We start from the raw sequence: 17378 nt of genomic DNA on the forward strand, positions 1-17378 counted from the left end.
ACCGACAAGAAGAAAACAGGCCCGTGACGGGCCTGTTTTGATCAGAGGTGGCGGGCGTGAAAGCGCAGGTGCGCCTCGATAAAGCTCGCCACGAAGTAGTAGCTGTGATCGTAACCGGGGTGGCGGTTGAGCTCCAGCGGCCACTCCTTGCCGGCCGCCGCATCGGCCAAGGCGTCGATGTGCAACTGTTCGGCCAGGAAGGGATCGTCCAGCCCCACGTCTACCAGGGTCGGCAGTGGTTTGACCGACTCATTGCGCAGCAGCTGGCAGGCGTCCCACTCCTGCCACAGCAAGGGGTTGTTGCCGAGGTAGGCGCCGAGTGCTTTCTGGCCCCAGGGGCAGCGGCTCGGGTGGCTGATGGGGCTGAAGGCCGACACCGAGCGGTAGCGACCCGGCTCGCGCAGGGCGGCGATGAGCGCCCCGTGGCCACCCATGGAGTGGCCGCTGATGGCCCGTTTCGTCGAGACCGGGAAGTGGGTCTCGATGAGCTCGGGCAGCTCGCGGGTGACGTAGTCGTACATCTGGTAGTGATCGCGCCAGGGGTGCTGGGTGGCGTTGACGTAGAAGCCGGCGCCCATGCCGAGATCGTAACCGGGATCGTCCGCCACCTCTTCACCGCGCGGGCTGGTGTCCGGCGCCACCAGGGCGATGCCGAGCTCGGCGGCGATGCGCTGGGCGCCCGCCTTCTGCATGAAGTTTTCATCGGTGCAGGTGAGGCCGGAGAGCCAGTAGAGCACAGGTACCTTCTGGCCGGTGAGGGCCTGGGGCGGCAGATAGATGGCGAAGCGCATCTCGCAACCCAGCACCTCGGAGGCGTGGCTGTAGCGCTTGTGCCAGCCATCGAAGCTCTTGTTGCTGCTGATTATGTCCAGATTCATCGGGGGAACTCCTGCACCCCGCCCACGGTGGCGGGCGGGGTGATCATGCTCAGTAGTGGATGACGGTGCGGATGCTCTTGCCTTCGTGCATCAGATCGAACGCCTCGTTGATCTGCTCAAGCCCCATGGTGTGGGTGATGAAGTCATCCAGCTTGAACTCGCCCTGCATGTAGCGCTGCACGTAGCTCGGCAGTTCGCTGCGACCGCGCACGCCGCCGAAGGCGCTGCCGCGCCAGACCCGGCCGGTGACCAGCTGGAACGGGCGGGTGCTGATCTCCTGGCCGGCGCCGGCCACGCCGATAATGACCGACTCGCCCCAGCCCTTGTGGCAGCACTCGAGCGCCGCGCGCATCACCTTGACGTTGCCGATGCACTCGAACGAGAAGTCGACGCCGCCGTCGGTGAGCTCGACGATCACCTCCTGGATGGGCTTGTCATAGTCGTTCGGGTTGATGCAGTCGGTGGCGCCCAGCTTGCGGGCCAGCTCGAACTTGCTCTCGTTGATGTCGATGGCGATGATGCGGCCGGCCTTGGCCAGACGAGCGCCGATCACCGCGGAGAGGCCGATGCCGCCCAGCCCGAAGATGGCGACGCTCTCACCCTCTTTCACCTTGGCGGTGTTCATCACGGCGCCGATGCCGGTGGTGACGCCGCAGCCGAGCAGGCAGACCTCTTCCAGCGGGGCGGCCGGGTCCACCTTGGCGATGGAGATCTCGGGCAGTACCGTGTATTCGCTGAAGGTGGAGGTGCCCATGTAGTGATAGATGGGCTGGCCATCCTTTGAGAAGCGGGTAGTGCCGTCCGGCATCAGCCCCTTGCCCTGGGTGGCACGGATCTTCTGGCACAGGTTGGTCTTGCCGGATTTGCAGAATTTGCACTCGCCACACTCGGGGGTGTAGAGCGGGATCACGTGATCGCCCACCTTGACGCTGGTGACGCCCTCGCCGACGGATTCAACGATGCCGCCCCCCTCGTGGCCGAGGATGCAGGGGAAAACCCCTTCCGGATCTTCACCGGAGAGGGTGAAGGCATCGGTGTGGCAGACGCCGGTGGCGACGATGCGCACCCGCACTTCGCCCGCTTGGGGCGGCATGACCTCGACTTCTTCGATGGAGAGGGGCTGGCCCGGGCCCCAGGCGATGGCGGCCTTACACTTGATGCTTTGAACCTGTGCCATGACGGATGTCCTTATTGTTGAGCAGGGTGAGGAGAATGGGTTCGGACATCCAGTGTAGTTTCCCGCTTATTTGGTGATAATAAGGCGAAATCTGAAATCACTTTTACAGACAGGTAATAATGTTCGGCTGGGAAGGGATCTGTGAATTTGTCAGCGTGGCGGAGCAGGGGGGCTTTACCCCGGCGGCGCGCAAGCTGGGGGTGTCGGTGGCGCAAGTCAGCCGGCAGGTGGCACAGCTGGAGGATCGGCTACAGGCCAAGCTGCTGCTGCGCACCACCCGTCAGGTGCGACTCACCGAACTCGGGGAGATCTATTTTCGCCACTGCCGCCAGTTGCTGGACAACCTCTACGAGGCGGAGCTGGCGGTGGGACGCCATCAGGCGGTGCCCCAGGGCTCCTTGCGCATCACGGCCCCGGTCTCCTACGGCGAGAGCCGCATCGCCCCCCTGGTGAACGACTTCATGGTGCGCTTCCCCCAGCTGGAGGTGACCCTCAACCTCACCAACCAGTTGCTGGATCTGGTGCACGAGGGGTTCGATCTGGCGATCCGCCTCGGCCACCTCAAGGATTCGACCCTGGTGGCCCGCAAGCTGGCGCAGCGGGTACCCTATGTGTGTGCCTCCCCCGCCTACACCGCCCGCCACGGCATGCCCAACAGTCTCTCTGAGCTGGCCCGTCACACCTGCCTGGTGGGCAACGGGGACGAATGGCACTTCACCCTGAACGGTAAACCCCACAGCGTGCGGGTACGCGGTCTGCTTCAGTGCAACAGCGGCCACGCCCTGCTGGATGCGGCCATCAAGGGGATCGGCATCATCCAGTTGCCGGACTACTACGTGAGCGACCACCTCGCCCGGGGGGAGCTCATCGAGCTGCTGCCGGAGCTGCGGGCCCCCGAGGAGGGGATCTGGGCCCTCTATCCCCACAACCGTCACCTCTCCCCCAAGGTGCGGCTGCTGGTGGACTATCTGGCCGAGCGCCTCAGCGATCCCCACCAACCCGCCCTGGTACGGCCCATCGGCTGAGCCGTCGCCCGAAAAAGAAAAGGCCCGCATGTGCGGGCCTTTTGCATGGCATGAAGGGCGGGGCTATTCCCGCTCCTTGACGTAGGGGGTGCCGAGGGCCTTGGGGGCCACCGCCTTGCCGATGAAACCGGCCAGCAGGAAGACCGTCAGGATGTAGGGCAGCGCCTCGATGGCCTGCACCGGGATCGGGAAATCGCCGATGCTGACCCCTTGCAGCCGGATGGCGACCGCGTCGAGGAAGCCGAACAGCAGACAGGCCGCCATGGCGTTCCAGGGGCGCCACTTGCCGAACACCAGGGCCGCCAGCGCCATGAAGCCCTTGCCCGCGCTCATGTTGGGGATGAACTGGGCAGTCTGGGCCACCGCCAGATAGGTGCCCCCGATCCCCGCCAGCAGGCCGCCGATGATGAGGGCGGTGTAGCGCATCCGCACCACGGAGATGCCTGCGGTGTCGACCGCCGCCGGTGCCTCGCCCACCGCCCGCAGCCGCAGGCCGAAGCGGGTGCGGAACAGCACCCACCAGGCCAGGGGCACGGCGGCGAACGCCACGTACTCCAGCAGGGAGTGACCGCTCAAGAGCTCGCTGTAGAGCTGGCCGATGACGGGCACGTCATAGAGCTCCTTGGCATAGGGCAGGTCGATGGGGGCGAAGCGCGCCGCGCCGGAGAGCGCCGGGGTCTGGCCCCCCTGATCGAACCAGTAGCGCCCCAGGGTCACGGTGAGACCGGCCGCCAGGATGTTGATGGCCATGCCGCTCACCACCTGATCACCCCGGTGGGTGATGGTGGCGAAGCCGTGCAGCAGGGCGAACAGGATGGAGATCCCCACCCCGACCCCCAGCCCAATCCAGGCGGAACCGGTGACGGCCGCCGCCGCCGCACTGGCGAAGGCGGAGGCCAGCAGCTTGCCCTCCAGGGCGATGTTGACCACCCCGGAGCGCTCACAAAACATCCCGGCCATAGCGGCAAGAATGAGCGGCGGCGCGGTGCGGATGGTGGCATCCAGCATCAGGATCAGAATTTCAAACATGGTGACACCCCTTCACTGTCAGGCTCGGCGACATCAGGATCTTGATTTCACTCATGATCAGGCCCCCTTGGCTTGCGCGGCTGAACGGTTGGCAAACGCCAGATAGAGCTGCTCGATGCGCGGACGCATCATGTGCTCGAGGGCGCCACAGAACAGGATCACCAGACCCTGCAACACCACCACTATGTTGCGGTCCACCCCGAACTCGAAGCTGAGCTCGGCGCCGCCCTGGTAGAGGAAGCCGAACAGCAGGCTGGCGATGATGACGCCGACCGGGTGGTTGCGGCCCATCAGGGCCACCGCGATGCCGGTGAAGCCGAAGCCTTCCACGAAGTTGAGCTTGATCTGGTGCAGCTCACCCTGCAGCACGTTGAGGGCGAAGAAGCCCGCCAGCATGCCGGAGATCACCATGGCCAGGATCACCACCTTGGGGTAGGAGATGCCCGCATAGGCGGAGGCACTCTGGCTTGCGCCCACGGAGCGGATCTCGTAGCCCCAGCGGGTATGCCAGATGAAGACCCACACCAGGGCCGCACAGATCAGCGCCCAGAAGAAGCTGATATTGAGCGGGCTGTTCGGCACCGTCACGCCGACCGCCGCCAGCAGCTCGCTCATCTTCGGCAGCCAGCTCGCCACGGCGAACACCTTGCTCTCGGTGGCCATGGATCCTGGCGGCTTGAAGACGTCGACCAAGAGGTAGGCCATCAGGGAGGCGGCGATGAAGTTGAACATGATGGTGGTGATGACGATGTGGCTGCCCCGCTTGGCTTGCAGCCAGGCCGGGATGAAGGCCCAGGCCGCGCCGAACAGGCCGCCGGCGATGATGGCGAGCGGCAGCAGCAGGGCGAACGGCAGCACGTCCCCGAGCAGCAGACAGACCAGACCGACCCCGAGGCCGCCGATATAGGCCTGCCCCTCACCGCCGATGTTGAACAGGCCGGCGTGGAAGGCCACCGCCACCGCCAGACCGGTGAAGATGAAACCGGTGGCGTAATAGAGGGTGAAGCCTATCCCCTCGCCGGTACCGAAGGCGCCGTACCACATGATTTCGGCTGCCTCGATGGGGCTGATGTCGAGGTAATAGAACAGGATGGCCGACACCAGGAAGGCCAGCAGGATATTGACTGCGGGCAGCACGCCCACGGATATCCAGGCAGGAACACGTGCTTGGCTCATTGGCGAGCCTCCTTGGCAATCTCGTCGGGAACTGGTGTGTTGACCATCATCAGGCCGAATCCGTTACAAGTGGTTGTGACCTTCATGATGTGGCTCCTTGTGATTGGCTTGTCGCCACGTCGTCAGGAACTATGTTCGCCATCATCAGGCCGATGGTGCGTTCATCCGCCCTGGCGCCGTCCAGCTCGCCGACGATGCGGCCATCGGCGATGACCAGAATGCGGTCGGAGAGGCTCATGATCTCGTCCAGCTCCACCGACACCAGCAGCACCGCCTTGCCCTTGTCGCGCATGGCGATGATCTGCTGGTGGATGTACTCGATGGCGCCGATGTCGACGCCCCGGGTCGGCTGTCCGACCAGCAGCACATCCGGGTCCTGCTCCACTTCCCGGGCGATCACCAGCTTCTGCTGGTTGCCGCCGGAGAAGTTGGCGGTCTTGTGCTCCGGGCTCGGCGGGCGCACGTCCCACTTGTCCATCTTGGCCTGGCAATCCTGGCGGATCGCCTCCTTATCCTGCAGCCAGCCCTTGTTGTACTGGGCACGGCGGTGATAGCCGAGGATGAAGGCCTCTTTCGCCTCGAAGCGATTGATGAGCCCCATCTTGTGCCTGTCTTCCGGGATGTGGCCGAGACCGAAGTTGCGCACCTGCTCCGGGTCGGCCGGGTGGCTCTGGCTCACCTCGTGGCGCTGCGCCCCGGCGATGGTGAAGCCGCCCTTGCTGGGCTTGAGGATGCCGCCGAGCATGCTGAGCAGCTCGGACTGGCCGTTGCCGGAGACCCCGGCGATGCCGACCACTTCCCCCGCCCGCACTTCGAAGCTGACGGATTTGACCCGTTCCACCCCGGCATCATCGACGTAAGAGAGGCCCTCGACCCTGAGCTTGGCCTCGCCTGGCTGGGCGGTGCCCTTGTCGACCTTGAGGCGCACCTTGCGGCCCACCATCAGCTCGGCGAGCTGCTCCTTGTCGGTGTCTTTGGTGGCGACATGGGCCACCATCTCCCCCCGGCGCATGATGGAGACCTGATCCGTGATGGCCAGGATCTCCCGCAGCTTGTGGGTGATGAGGATGACGGTCGCCCCCTGATCCCGCAGCTTTTTCAGCACCTCGAACAGGTGATCCGCCTCTTGCGGGGTCAGCACCCCGGTGGGCTCGTCGAGGATCAGGATGCGGGCACCGCGATAGAGCGCCTTGAGGATCTCGACCCGCTGTTGCAGGCCCACTGGCAGATCCTCGACCTTCTCGTGCAGCGGCACCTCGAGACCATAGTCCCGTGCCAGCTCGCCCAGCAGCTTCTCGGCGGCCGCCAGGCTCTTGCCCAGGCGCCAGCCGTTCTCGGCCCCCAGGATGACGTTTTCCAATACGGTAAAGTTGTTCACCAGCATGAAGTGCTGGTGCACCATGCCCACCCCGGCGGCAATCGCATCTTGGGAGCCATGGGGTTTGAACGGATTCCCGTCGATCAGCATCTCGCCTCTGTCGGCGTGGTAGAAACCGTAAATGATGCTCATCAGGGTCGACTTGCCGGCGCCATTTTCGCCGACGATGCCGTGAATGCTGCCTTTACGAACCTGAAGGTCGATCTGCTTGTTGGCGTACACGTCGCCGAACCGCTTATCGATACCCCTTAATTCGATGGCATAGCGATCTGTCTGGTCCATGATGCAGTCCTTGCGGGTCATGAAAAGAGACTAAAAACCGGCCCGTGCGGGCCGGTCGTTGGGTTGAGAGTAGTAGCGGTTACTCAGTATTTGCAGGTGCTGTCGCTCATGTAGTCGTGCACCTTGACCTTGCCGGAGATGATTTCGGCCTTGATGGCGTCAACCTTGGCTTTCATCTCGGGGGTGATCAGCTTCTCGTTGTCTTTGTCGAGCGCCCAATCCACCCCGCCCTCGGCCAGGCCCAGGTTCTTGATACCCGGTTTCCAGGTGCCCTTGGCGGCGTCATCCCAGGTCTGGTAGGCGGCCAGGCCCACCGACTTGACCATGGAGGTCAGCATGGTGCCCGGTTGCAGGTGGTTCTGGTTGGAGTCCACGCCGATGGCCAGCTTGCCTTCGTCCTTGGCGGCCTGGTAGACACCGATGCCGGTACCGCCGGCGGCGGCATAGACTACGTCGGCGCCTTTGGCGAACTGGGACTTGGCCAGCTCGGCACCCTTGGCCGGGTCAGCAAACGCTGCCGGGGTGGAGCCGGTCATGTTCTGGAACACTTCGATCTTCGGATTGACGTACTTGGCGCCCTGCTCGTAGCCGCACTCGAACTTGCGGATCAGCGGGATGTCCATGCCGCCCACGAAGCCGACCTTGCCGCTCTTGGAGGCGATGGCAGCCAGCGCGCCCACCAGGAAGGAACCTTCATGCTCCTTGAAGATGACGGACTGGACGTTCGGCTTGTCGACCACCATGTCGATGATGGTGAACTGGGTTTTCGGGAACTCGGTCGCAACCTTCTCTACCGCGGAACCCATGTTGAAGCCGACGGCCACGATCGGGCCATTGCCACGGCTGGCCAGACGACGCAGACCCTGCTCGCGCTGGGCTTCGTTCTGGGGTTCGAACTCCTTGACCTTGACGCCTTTGTCCTTGTTGTAGACTTCGACGCCATTGCGGAACACGGCTTCGTTGAACGATTTGTCGAATTTGCCTGCGGTGTCGTAGATGACGGCGGGCTGGGAGGCTGCCTGGGCAGAAAGGGCAGCGAGAGTGAGGGCGGCAACGGTGGCCAGCTTGAGCACTTTAGTCACGATCGTATCCTTGATTGTTATGTGAGGGTCCACAACCTGCCGGGGCAGGCCATAAAGCACGCCGGCTAACTGTAAGTGAGCCGTGGTACGGGTCAAGGAGATCATAAAGGAAAAACGTTTGCGTTAACGGTTTGAAATATAAGCAAATGACTTTATAAGTTGTTGTTTTGATGCCTGTTTTTAGATTTAAATTCTGTGAATAATTGGCTCCAAATGACATTTCTGTTTGTATTCATGAGGTTATAAGCAAGCGTTTTCCTGAAATCGGCCAAAAAGTGGCTTCCAATGGTGCCAACTGATGGATTTTTCTCAGTTGGAACGCCTCGGGCGGGGTGACAAGAAACCGGGTCGTGGTGATCACCCCTACGCCGATTTGGTCTGTGGCGCCGCAGGCCGTATAATCGCCGCCTGTATAAATAAACAGGAGTGGTGATGGACGTTTCAACCCTGCTCGACGGGCTCAACGACAAGCAAAGAGACGCGGTAGCGGCCCCCCGCTGCAACCTGCTGGTGCTGGCCGGTGCCGGTTCGGGCAAGACCCGGGTGCTGGTGCACCGTATCGCCTGGCTGATGCAGGTGGAACGCTGTTCACCCTTCTCCATCATCGCGGTGACCTTTACCAACAAGGCGGCGGCCGAAATGCGTGGCCGGGTCGAGAAAGTGATTGGCGACAATGTGCGCGGCATGTGGATCGGCACCTTCCACGGCATCGCCCATCGCCTGCTGCGGGCCCACCATCTGGATGCCGGGCTGCCGCAGGATTTCCAGATCCTCGACTCCGACGACCAGTACCGCCTGATCCGCCGGGTGCTCAAGGCGCTCAACCTCGACGAGAAGCACTGGGCCCCGCGCGCCGTGATGGGCTACATCAACGGCAAGAAGGACGAGGGGCTGCGCCCCGGCGACATCGACCTCTACGGCGATCCCGTCACCCGCACCTATCAGCAGATCTACAAGACCTATCAGGAGACCTGCGATCGCTCCGGTCTGGTGGATTTTGCCGAGCTGCTGCTGCGCGCCCACGAGCTGTGGCTCAACAAGCCGCACATCCTCGAGCACTACCGCGACCGCTTCCAGAACATCCTGGTGGACGAGTTTCAGGATACCAACGGCATCCAGTACGCCTGGTTGCGGATGCTGGCGGGCAACAGCGGCAAGGTGATGATCGTCGGCGACGATGACCAGTCCATCTACGGCTGGCGCGGCGCCAAGATCGAGAACATCCAGCGCTTCCTGACCGACTATCAGGGGGCCGAGACCATCCGCCTCGAGCAGAACTACCGCTCCACCGCCAATATCCTGAAAGCCGCCAACAGCGTCATCGCCAACAACGCCGAGCGCCTTGGCAAGGAGTTGTGGACCGAAGGGGCCGAGGGCGAGCCGATTTCGCTGTATGCCGCCTTCAACGAGGTGGACGAAGCGCGCTTCGTGGTCGGCCGCCTCAAGGACTGGAAAGAGAAAGGTGGCTTGCTCGCCGACTGCGCCATCCTCTATCGCTCCAACGCCCAGTCACGGGTGCTGGAAGAGGCGCTGATGCAGGATGCCATGCCCTACCGCATCTACGGCGGCCTGCGCTTCTTCGAGCGCCAGGAGATCAAAGATGCCATGGCCTACCTGCGTCTTATCAACAACCGCGGCGATGACGCCAGCTTCGAGCGGGTAGTCAACACCCCAACCCGCGGCATCGGCGATCGCACCCTCGAGATCCTGCGCGGCAACGCCCGGGATCAGGGGCTCAACCTGTGGCAATCGGCCAAGGCCCTGCTCGCCGACAAAGTGCTGACCGGTCGCGCCGGCAACGCGGTGCGCGGCTTTGTCGATCTCATCGACGCGCTGGAGGAGCAGGTTTCCCTGCTGCCCCTGCACCAGCAGGCCGATATCGCCATCCAGCATTCCGGCCTCAAGGCCATGTATCTGGCGGAAAAAGGTGAGAAATCCCAGGCTCGGGTAGAAAACCTGGACGAACTGGTCACCGCCTGCCGCCAGTACCAGCGCCCGGACGAGCTGGAGGATATGAGTGATCTCTCCGCCTTCCTCGCCCACGCGGCGCTGGAATCCGGCGAGAATCAGGCGGACGAATATGCCGATGCGGTGCAGCTGATGACCCTGCACAGCGCCAAGGGGCTGGAGTTCCCGCTGGTACTGCTGGTCGGCGTCGAGGAAGGGATGTTCCCCAGCCAGCAATCGACCGAGGAGTCGGGCCGGCTGGAAGAGGAGCGGCGCCTCTGTTACGTCGGCATGACCCGCGCCATGGAGAAGCTCTACATCTGTTATGCCGAGAGCCGCCGCATCTACGGCCGCGAGATGTTCCACAAGCCGAGCCGCTTTATCCGCGAAATGCCCGCCGAGTGTCTGGAAGAGATCCGGCTGCGCACTCAGGTCAGCCGCCCCACCCAGTACGGCCGCTTTAGCCAGAACGAGGTGCAGCAGAGCTTTGACGCCAGCGGCATCAAGCTCGGCCAGCGGGTGCTCCATCCGAAATTCGGCGAAGGGGTAGTACTCAACTTCGAAGGGGTCGGCCAGCAGAGCCGGGTGCAGATCCAGTTCGACGACGTCGGCGCCAAGTGGCTGGTAACGGCCTACGCCAGATTGGAGGCGCTCTAATCCCCTCACCCTGACCCTCTCCCAACGGGAGAGGGGATCATCCCCGAGATAGTCTTTGCCTCCTTCTCCCTTCGCGGGAGAAGGCTTGGGGATGAGGGTAAAAACGCCCGTCGGACCAAGGTGAGAAAATTGATACAAAACTGGTCCTTGAAAAATGTTTTAAGTGACGTATTTTCTTAAGGTTATGTACATGGATCGAGTCTATGGCTCGGAGGTATGGTGGTTTTTGCGCTATTGTTTTTTTATGCTAAAAATGATAAAAGCACGATTTTGTTTTTCTTGCGTAGAATTTTGTATTTATGAAAGAAATATTGAAAGAAGCTGACTACAAAGTTGCTACGATAGAATGGATTATCAAGAAAGGTTTTCTTGATAATGATTCTGTGCTTATTAATGAACTCCCTGTAGATAATTTTTCTAGACGTGCCGATCTTGTCATTGCAAACGGTAAGTTACATGCCATAGAAATAAAAAGTGATGCAGATAGTTTATCAAGGCTAAGTGGGCAAATTGATACTTATATCTCTTTTTTTGATAAGGTCACTGTTGTTTGTTCCCAGAAATATACACAGCGGGCACTTAATATACTTCCAGAACGAGTTGAATTGATTGAGTTGAAAACGGATAGAAACAACAATATTGTTTTAAAGGTTAAGCGTAGAGGGAAGACCATATCTATTACAGATCCCACAAGATATCTCTCGTTTGTAGAGAAGAGGTTTCTGGTCTCGTCGATTAGACAGCTAGGACTAACCTGTAGTATAGGTGAGTCGAGAAGTAGTCTGTACAATAAACTAAATTGCTTTCCAAGAAGTACGTGGAGAGAAATATCTCTTAAGTATCTGAAAGACAAATATAGAGCTACAAGCGATTTATTTCTCTCCTCTGTAAGAGAGAGAGCAAGCTATAACAATCTACATTTATTAAGACCTCAACTCAATAATAAATGTTGTAGTTTGGATGATAGCTCGCTAGAGCTTCCAGATAATTATTGGGAAGTGAATGATTCGTGTGAAAAACGAGTTTCTGAATTAGGAATTGATATATCAGAATGCATGTACAAGTATGGTTTTGTCCCTACACATCCAGTTAAAGTTATTCCTAGAAAGATCAAGCAAACCATTTAATGGTCTGCTTGATCCAATGATTACTACCAATTATCCCCATCGTCCCATTCATCTTCCTGTAGGACCTCAGGAATTGTTATCCCATCCTCAAGAAACCTAATTACTCTTTCTATATGAAGATTCATTCTAACTGAAATCCATTTTCCGGGAGACCCAAATTTCATTAAATCATTCTTAGCTGCTTTTTTAATAATTCTGCTCCCCCATACATCCAAAGAGTCATCCCAACTTTCACTAGTAATAATAGCTTGAGCGGCAAGGCTATACAGATGCTCTCTTTCTTCTTCTTTTTGTGCTTGTTGTTTCCGTCTCTCGAAGATCCAAGTTCCAGGTGTAGGATAGTCTACTCTCGCTACAAATTTAGCGTAGCTACCCTGATAGAATTCACCATGAATACCTGCATAATCCCCATATATAGCTACTTCTTGGCCCCCTATTGCATGATAGTTTTCCCATTCCAACATAGGTATTTCACCATATGTCTCATCATGATTTTTTGTGTATGATTGAAACATTCGAGGAAAGCTTGTACTAGTGGTCACTATTTCAACTCTTCCGTCTATAGTTCGTAGCTCATTCAGGGCTTGGATCGTCGCATCCAGAGCAGCTTTTTGCTGTTCTATGTTTATTTGTCCCACATCAAGAATGAATATAATATTGTCTATTGAACTGGCAACGGATGCTGCAGTAACAGATGCAGCAATATCTCTTCTAGATAGCGGGTTTACTTTTAAAGCAATGGAACCATAATTTGATTCCAGCTTTTGAAGTTGTTTTACGAAGTCTCGCTTCCCTACATTACTATTTAATATAAGGGATGGGATTATATCCGCATTTTCTTGCTTTACCTTTCCAATGAAGTTGTCCCAATTAGAAAAATCATTATCTGGCAATATAAGGTCATTATATTCATCAACTATTAGGTGCTGACTTCCAGAAAGGCCAAGAATTGCAGGCGCACTGAATGCTGAATTCCATTTTTCAAAAGCCGCATATGCACTAGATACTCTATTTGCTTTAGATAAAGAAATAAAAGGGAGTATTTTACCCTTTGTTTCTTTAGATAGATTTTCAATTGCTAATAGCTCAGATGCGCGAGTGCGTACCATAGGCATATATAGATAAGAGCTAAAATTCATCATTTCCCTCATAATTTTTTTTCCTAGGAATCGGTCGACCTTTCCATTCTGTTCTTGATGTTAAGTGATCTAGAATGATATTTGTTTTAGATATCTCACCTTTAAAGAAATCTTTATCTGAGCTCCGCTCATCAAGTAATCTATGAGCGTACTCTTGTTTTGCTCTATACCTTTCTTCTTGATATATAAGAACAATGGCTAGAATTACACAGACTAACCACCCAGATATAAAAAGCCAGTTCTGAAGTAATTCAGAGTATGTTATCTCTGGTGGAACAAGAGTTTTTATGGCAGAGAGCGTACCTAAAACGGCAACTAAAGCTGCAATTATTTTTGATATTGTCTTCAAGCTATACAGCCTCCTTGTTAACAAAGTGAATATGCAATTTCATTAACTCTATTTTCGATGGGAAATCTGGGACACCCACTTTTCTGACAGCGGCGTAGCTGGTAACGCTACGCCCTGTTTGTTCGGCACAGGTATCAGATTACTTAACCAGCTTACTCTCCATCACCCCTTGCTTGCCCTCTTCCTCACTGACCTGACTCAGCTTGGAGCGAGCCATCAGCAGGCCCATCTTGACCTCCTGCCAGACGTAGTAGTTTTTGCCCGCCTCGGTGCTGAGGGTCAGGGTGGCATCGTTCTCCGACTTGGAGGTGATGGTGTGGCTGCCCGGTGTCACCTGCTTGAGGATATAGGTGTGGGCCACCGTATCGCCGACCGCCATGCCATCCACCAGCACCGGCATCTTGACGGCGGCACCGAAGGTTTCATTGCGATAGATATAGAGGTTGGCGGCATTGGCCGGGGCGACAAACTGCTTGGCCTGGGCATCCGCCGAGGTGTCGGCCATGGGAACGGAAGCACAACCGGAAAGCAGCGCCGCCGACAGCAGGGCAGCACTCATCATTATTTGCCTGAACATAGTGTTTGGTTTTAGTGGGTTAACGGGATTTAAAGGTTCGCATGAGGCTTTGTGGCCGGGCAACCACTCAAACCGCTGCCGGTGTGACGGGATTCAATATTCCGGCAATTTACCGGCATGGCGCGGCACTTGGACGGTGCAGCGAACCGCGGCATGCCGCTTGTCATTGATGCCTAAATGGATGCTGACGCTACGCAGGCCAGGGACTTAGGTTCGATTGCACCTCGCTGATCGAACCTGCACGGGCTGACAGGGGGTATGGCCACTCAGCGTCTGATATCAAACAGGGCCGTCAGTTATTCGAATGCGCTTTTACGTCAGGGTGTTGCATGCTTGCCAGCTCACTCTGGACAGTCTGGAACAAGCTGATCAGGCGCGCTCGATAGGTGTGGTGGGTCAGCACCGTCTGCTGCCCATGGGCGGCGATGGCGGCGCGCTCTTCCTCGTGGCTCAGGTAATAGCGACAGATCTCCAGCAGATCCTGCTTGTCGCGGAAGATCACCAGATCCTTGCCCGGGGTGAAGAGATGATGCAGATCTTCCTTGTCGTTTGTCACCATGAATCCACCGGCGCCAAGAATATCAAACACCCGCATGGGGAGCCCAGACTCGACGAAACTGCGCACCAGATTCAGGTTGATCCTGCTGCGTTGAAACAGGCGTGGCATCGCTTGGTAATGTTCTGCGTATCCGCAATAGCTCTGCGTGTGTGTTGTCCACTCCGGGTTTCCATACACGGCGACCCGCTCAAACCGGGCCGCCAGAGCCTGGATACAGGACACCCTTTCCCGATAGGAGTGTTCGCGCCCCAGCAGATACGCCAGTTTTTCATATTCGCTCAGGTAGGGTAGCCCGCTCAGCGGATACACCTCTTTCACAAGCCGTATATGAGATTCCGTGAGTTGTGCAGTCAGGGGCCGCCCCTCCAGGTGCGCATCGATGTGTCCAATCAACTCTTCCAGCGTTTGCAGCGGTCCCGGGGCCAGCCGTGGCTTGATGTGGGTCTGGTATTCCGGCGGGGTCAGGTTGGCGATGAAGGAGATATCGTGATCATAACCCGGCTCGGCTGGCAGTTGGCGCAGCTCGTTGACGGCGACCGGCAGGTAGTAGACGTTGCCATTGCTCCGCTCCTTGAGCCTGCTTGCTACGGCAAGGTCGTAGACAAACGTGAAGGAGAGGGGGTTGGAGATGGCGTCATGATGCATGCCATAGCAAGGTGTATCGACCACCCAGGCAATGTAGGGCTTGCGCAACGCTTCGGCCGCTTGAGAGAGGAGGGGGTTGAAGTTGATGCTGAAAAGGTAATCAAAATTGAGAAATGGCAGCCTGGTAAACACCTCGGCAGAATAGGCGATGCGAATCACGTTAAACCCCAGCGCCTGGAGCGTGTCCATGCAGTCTCTCGCTATGGTGACATGCTCAAAGCAGAGTACGGTTGCAGCCTGATCCTTCATGTTTGCTCCCCTGTGTCTGGTCATGGAGAGGGGGTGATCTTGCAGGCTCCTGCGTCATGTCATTGAGCCCTGTACCCTCGTCATGTCCTGATGACTGTTTTGCTGCCCCATCATGGGATGGGCCTGTTTTTGGCCCTGGCCTTCTGGCCTAACTGGACAGAGGGGTCGTCAAGGCGACGCTGTCCATGCTGGTCTCAATTGCCTCTGGATAACGCGATGGTGAGTCTCGCACGAGGCTGTCTAATCAACAATCACCCAGGCAGGGTGTCAACGAGTGACACATCTTCAGATGCGGGCACCCGTCTAGCTCCCCATATGCCCGATGACGCCTGGTCAATGGAACCAAGATGCCGGTCTTGGCGGTAACTCGGAGGCAGAAAAGCGTGTGGGTGTAGGCAAGAGAGTCTGCAGGGCGGCTTTGACCACGCCGCCAGCCAAGGCATACTGCCCCGTCACCAGATGGGAGTCATTGATGTCTACATGGATGCCGACACTGCGCCGGATGGGGCGCTGGTTTTTGCGAAAAACGGCGCTGGCGCTGCTGACCAGCCTGCTGTTTCTGATTTCGTTTACCCTGTTTCAATACGCATCCTGGTGGCCTGCACTGGCCGAGGGGACGCCTGTCCAATGGAGCGGTCTCTCCCCCAGTCATACCTTGGCTGAGCTGACCCCGGCCATGCTGGAGTTCAGTGTCGTACTCGCCTGTGTTTACTTGCCGCTGTTTTTGCTGACACCCCGCCCGCTGTTGTTGCCGCTCTTTGCCGGGCTCTGGTTGTGGGAGACCTATGACATCGCCTTTATGACGGCAACCGCGTCGACCTGGCTACCTCAAGAGATCATCTGGAGCTTTATCCTGCCCCACACCCACTGGCTGCTGCTCACCCTGTTGTCGCCGCTGCTGCTGATCCGCCAGCTTGGCAGGCGACTATTTGCGGATACATCGGCAACACAGGCAGGGGGCGTCATCCTGGACGGCGGGCGGTAGCCAGAGGGAGCGATCGATGACGCGATCGTCCGATTCCACGAACGTCCGATTACGCTTCGCTAATCGAACCTACATGCAGGCGGGTTCCAACAGGCATCCGCCTATCGGGATCACCTCAGCTGAAACGCCTTGACGATAAATTCGATAAAGAGCCGCACGTTGGGGGACTGCTCCTTGTGGAAGGGGTAGACGGCGAACAGGGCGTGGGGGTCGGGTTGCCAGTCGGGAAGCAGTTTGACCAGGGTGCCGTCCGCCAGCTCGCTTGCTACGAACTCATGCGGCACCAGGATCACCCCAAGCCCTTGCACCGCAGCCTGTTTGAGGGCGATGCCGTTGTTGGCGCAGAAGCTGGCAAGACGCATATCCACCGCCAGGCTCTCCTCTGCCCGGCTAAAGCACCACTTATCGGGGGAAGAGGAGAGGCTGTAGCGCAGGCAGTTGTGATCTTTGAGATCCTCCGGATGGGCGGGCTGACCCGCCTCCTTGAGATAGTCGGGGGCGGCGCACAGCACCCGCTGCACCTGGCACAGGGGTTTGGCACGCAGGGTGGAGTCATCCAGGGCGCCTGCCCCCCGGATCACCACGTCCAGCCCCTGATCCACCAGATCCATGTAGGCGTCGCTCAGGATCACCTCGATGCCGATTGCCGGATAGCGGCGCTGGAACTCGCAGACCAGGGGGTTGAGCCGGATCAGCCCGTAGGACATGGGCATGCCGATCCTCAGCCGGCCCCTTGGGGTGAAGGAGGTAGCCATGATGGACTGGTCGGCGGCGTCCAGGCCATCCAGCACGGCGCAAATCTGGCGGTAATAGGTCATGCCGGCTTCGGTGACGCTCAGCCGCCTGGTGGTGCGGTTGATGAGGGCGATGCCGAGAAAGGCTTCCAGCTCGTTGATGTTCTTGCTGACCGCCGCCTGTGAGAGATGCAGGTCATCTGCCGCCGCCCTGAAGGTGCCCATCTCCACCACCCGGCGAAAGACGTTCAGCGCCGTGATCTTGTTCATCCTGCCTCCGATAATTCACCACTGGTAAATGATGGTGCCATCATGGCGCGGTGAATTCACCCAATCCGGCTCGCCGGGCGCCAGGTAACAGAGAGGTGCAACCAGGGCGGCAG

15 protein-coding genes are annotated in these 17378 nt (G+C 58.3%); 4 read left to right on the forward strand and 11 right to left on the reverse strand.

Annotation, left to right across the window (positions count from 1 at the left end; all coding sequences use genetic code 11):
- Positions 1-41 precede the first annotated feature (41 nt).
- Positions 42-878: an S-formylglutathione hydrolase gene (gene fghA / locus I6L33_RS05135; protein ID WP_216973654.1), complete on the reverse strand. Its 837-nt coding sequence runs from the start codon at positions 876-878 to the stop codon at positions 42-44.
- A gap of 49 nt (positions 879-927) precedes the next feature.
- Positions 928-2055, reverse strand: a complete 1128-nt coding sequence (locus I6L33_RS05140) for an S-(hydroxymethyl)glutathione dehydrogenase/class III alcohol dehydrogenase (RefSeq protein WP_010635490.1) — start codon at positions 2053-2055, stop codon at positions 928-930.
- A gap of 119 nt (positions 2056-2174) precedes the next feature.
- Between I6L33_RS05140 and I6L33_RS05145 the strand changes: the two genes are divergently transcribed.
- Complete coding sequence (locus I6L33_RS05145; protein WP_216973655.1) at positions 2175-3080, forward strand: LysR substrate-binding domain-containing protein; 906 nt, start codon at positions 2175-2177, stop codon at positions 3078-3080.
- Positions 3081-3143: 63 nt separating this feature from the next.
- On the opposite strand, the gene I6L33_RS05150 is transcribed toward I6L33_RS05145, so the two are convergent.
- The 4 genes from I6L33_RS05150 to I6L33_RS05165 form a co-directional block, all read right to left on the reverse strand.
- A complete protein-coding gene (locus tag I6L33_RS05150) occupies positions 3144-4109 on the reverse strand; it encodes an ABC transporter permease (protein WP_052815643.1) in 966 nt (321 codons plus the stop codon).
- A gap of 57 nt (positions 4110-4166) precedes the next feature.
- Positions 4167-5285 carry an ABC transporter permease gene (locus tag I6L33_RS05155; RefSeq protein WP_216973656.1) on the reverse strand — a complete coding sequence of 373 codons (1119 nt, stop codon included), beginning with the start codon at positions 5283-5285 and terminating at the stop codon, positions 4167-4169.
- An 82-nt stretch (positions 5286-5367) separates the two neighbouring features.
- A complete protein-coding gene (locus tag I6L33_RS05160; RefSeq protein ID WP_216973657.1) occupies positions 5368-6945 on the reverse strand; it encodes an ABC transporter ATP-binding protein in 1578 nt (525 codons plus the stop codon).
- A gap of 83 nt (positions 6946-7028) precedes the next feature.
- Positions 7029-8027, reverse strand: coding sequence for a BMP family protein (locus tag I6L33_RS05165; protein ID WP_042005774.1), 999 nt, complete (start codon positions 8025-8027; stop codon positions 7029-7031).
- Positions 8028-8459: 432 nt separating this feature from the next.
- Between I6L33_RS05165 and uvrD the strand changes: the two genes are divergently transcribed.
- Complete coding sequence (gene uvrD, locus I6L33_RS05170) at positions 8460-10631, forward strand: DNA helicase II (RefSeq protein WP_216973658.1); 2172 nt, start codon at positions 8460-8462, stop codon at positions 10629-10631.
- 299 nt (positions 10632-10930) lie between these two features.
- Positions 10931-11758, forward strand: coding sequence for a sce7726 family protein (locus I6L33_RS05175; protein WP_216973659.1), 828 nt, complete (start codon positions 10931-10933; stop codon positions 11756-11758).
- 23 nt (positions 11759-11781) lie between these two features.
- Here I6L33_RS05175 and I6L33_RS05180 read toward each other — a convergent pair whose 3' ends face one another.
- From I6L33_RS05180 to I6L33_RS05195, 4 genes are all read right to left on the reverse strand, one after another.
- Entirely contained in the window at positions 11782-12897 is a 1116-nt protein-coding gene (locus I6L33_RS05180; RefSeq protein WP_216973660.1) for a beta family protein, read from the reverse strand.
- Positions 12887-13246: a hypothetical protein gene (locus tag I6L33_RS05185; RefSeq protein WP_216973661.1), complete on the reverse strand. Its 360-nt coding sequence runs from the start codon at positions 13244-13246 to the stop codon at positions 12887-12889. Before I6L33_RS05185 ends, I6L33_RS05180 begins: the two co-directional genes overlap by 11 nt.
- 139 nt (positions 13247-13385) lie before the next feature.
- Positions 13386-13823: a DUF2846 domain-containing protein gene (locus I6L33_RS05190; protein WP_216973662.1), complete on the reverse strand. Its 438-nt coding sequence runs from the start codon at positions 13821-13823 to the stop codon at positions 13386-13388.
- A 292-nt stretch (positions 13824-14115) separates the two neighbouring features.
- Positions 14116-15276: a glycosyltransferase gene (locus I6L33_RS05195; RefSeq protein WP_216973663.1), complete on the reverse strand. Its 1161-nt coding sequence runs from the start codon at positions 15274-15276 to the stop codon at positions 14116-14118.
- A gap of 502 nt (positions 15277-15778) precedes the next feature.
- On the opposite strand from I6L33_RS05195, the gene I6L33_RS05200 reads away from it, so the two are divergent.
- Positions 15779-16261 (forward strand): hypothetical protein, encoded by a 483-nt coding sequence (locus tag I6L33_RS05200; RefSeq protein WP_216974099.1) that lies wholly within the window; start codon positions 15779-15781, stop codon positions 16259-16261.
- A gap of 110 nt (positions 16262-16371) precedes the next feature.
- Here I6L33_RS05200 and I6L33_RS05205 read toward each other — a convergent pair whose 3' ends face one another.
- Entirely contained in the window at positions 16372-17265 is an 894-nt protein-coding gene (locus I6L33_RS05205; RefSeq protein WP_216973664.1) for a LysR family transcriptional regulator, read from the reverse strand.
- Between the last annotated feature and the right edge of the window lie 113 nt (positions 17266-17378).

It is taken from the genome of Aeromonas sp. FDAARGOS 1403, assembly GCF_019047325.1.
Taxonomy (GTDB): domain Bacteria; phylum Pseudomonadota; class Gammaproteobacteria; order Enterobacterales; family Aeromonadaceae; genus Aeromonas; species Aeromonas dhakensis.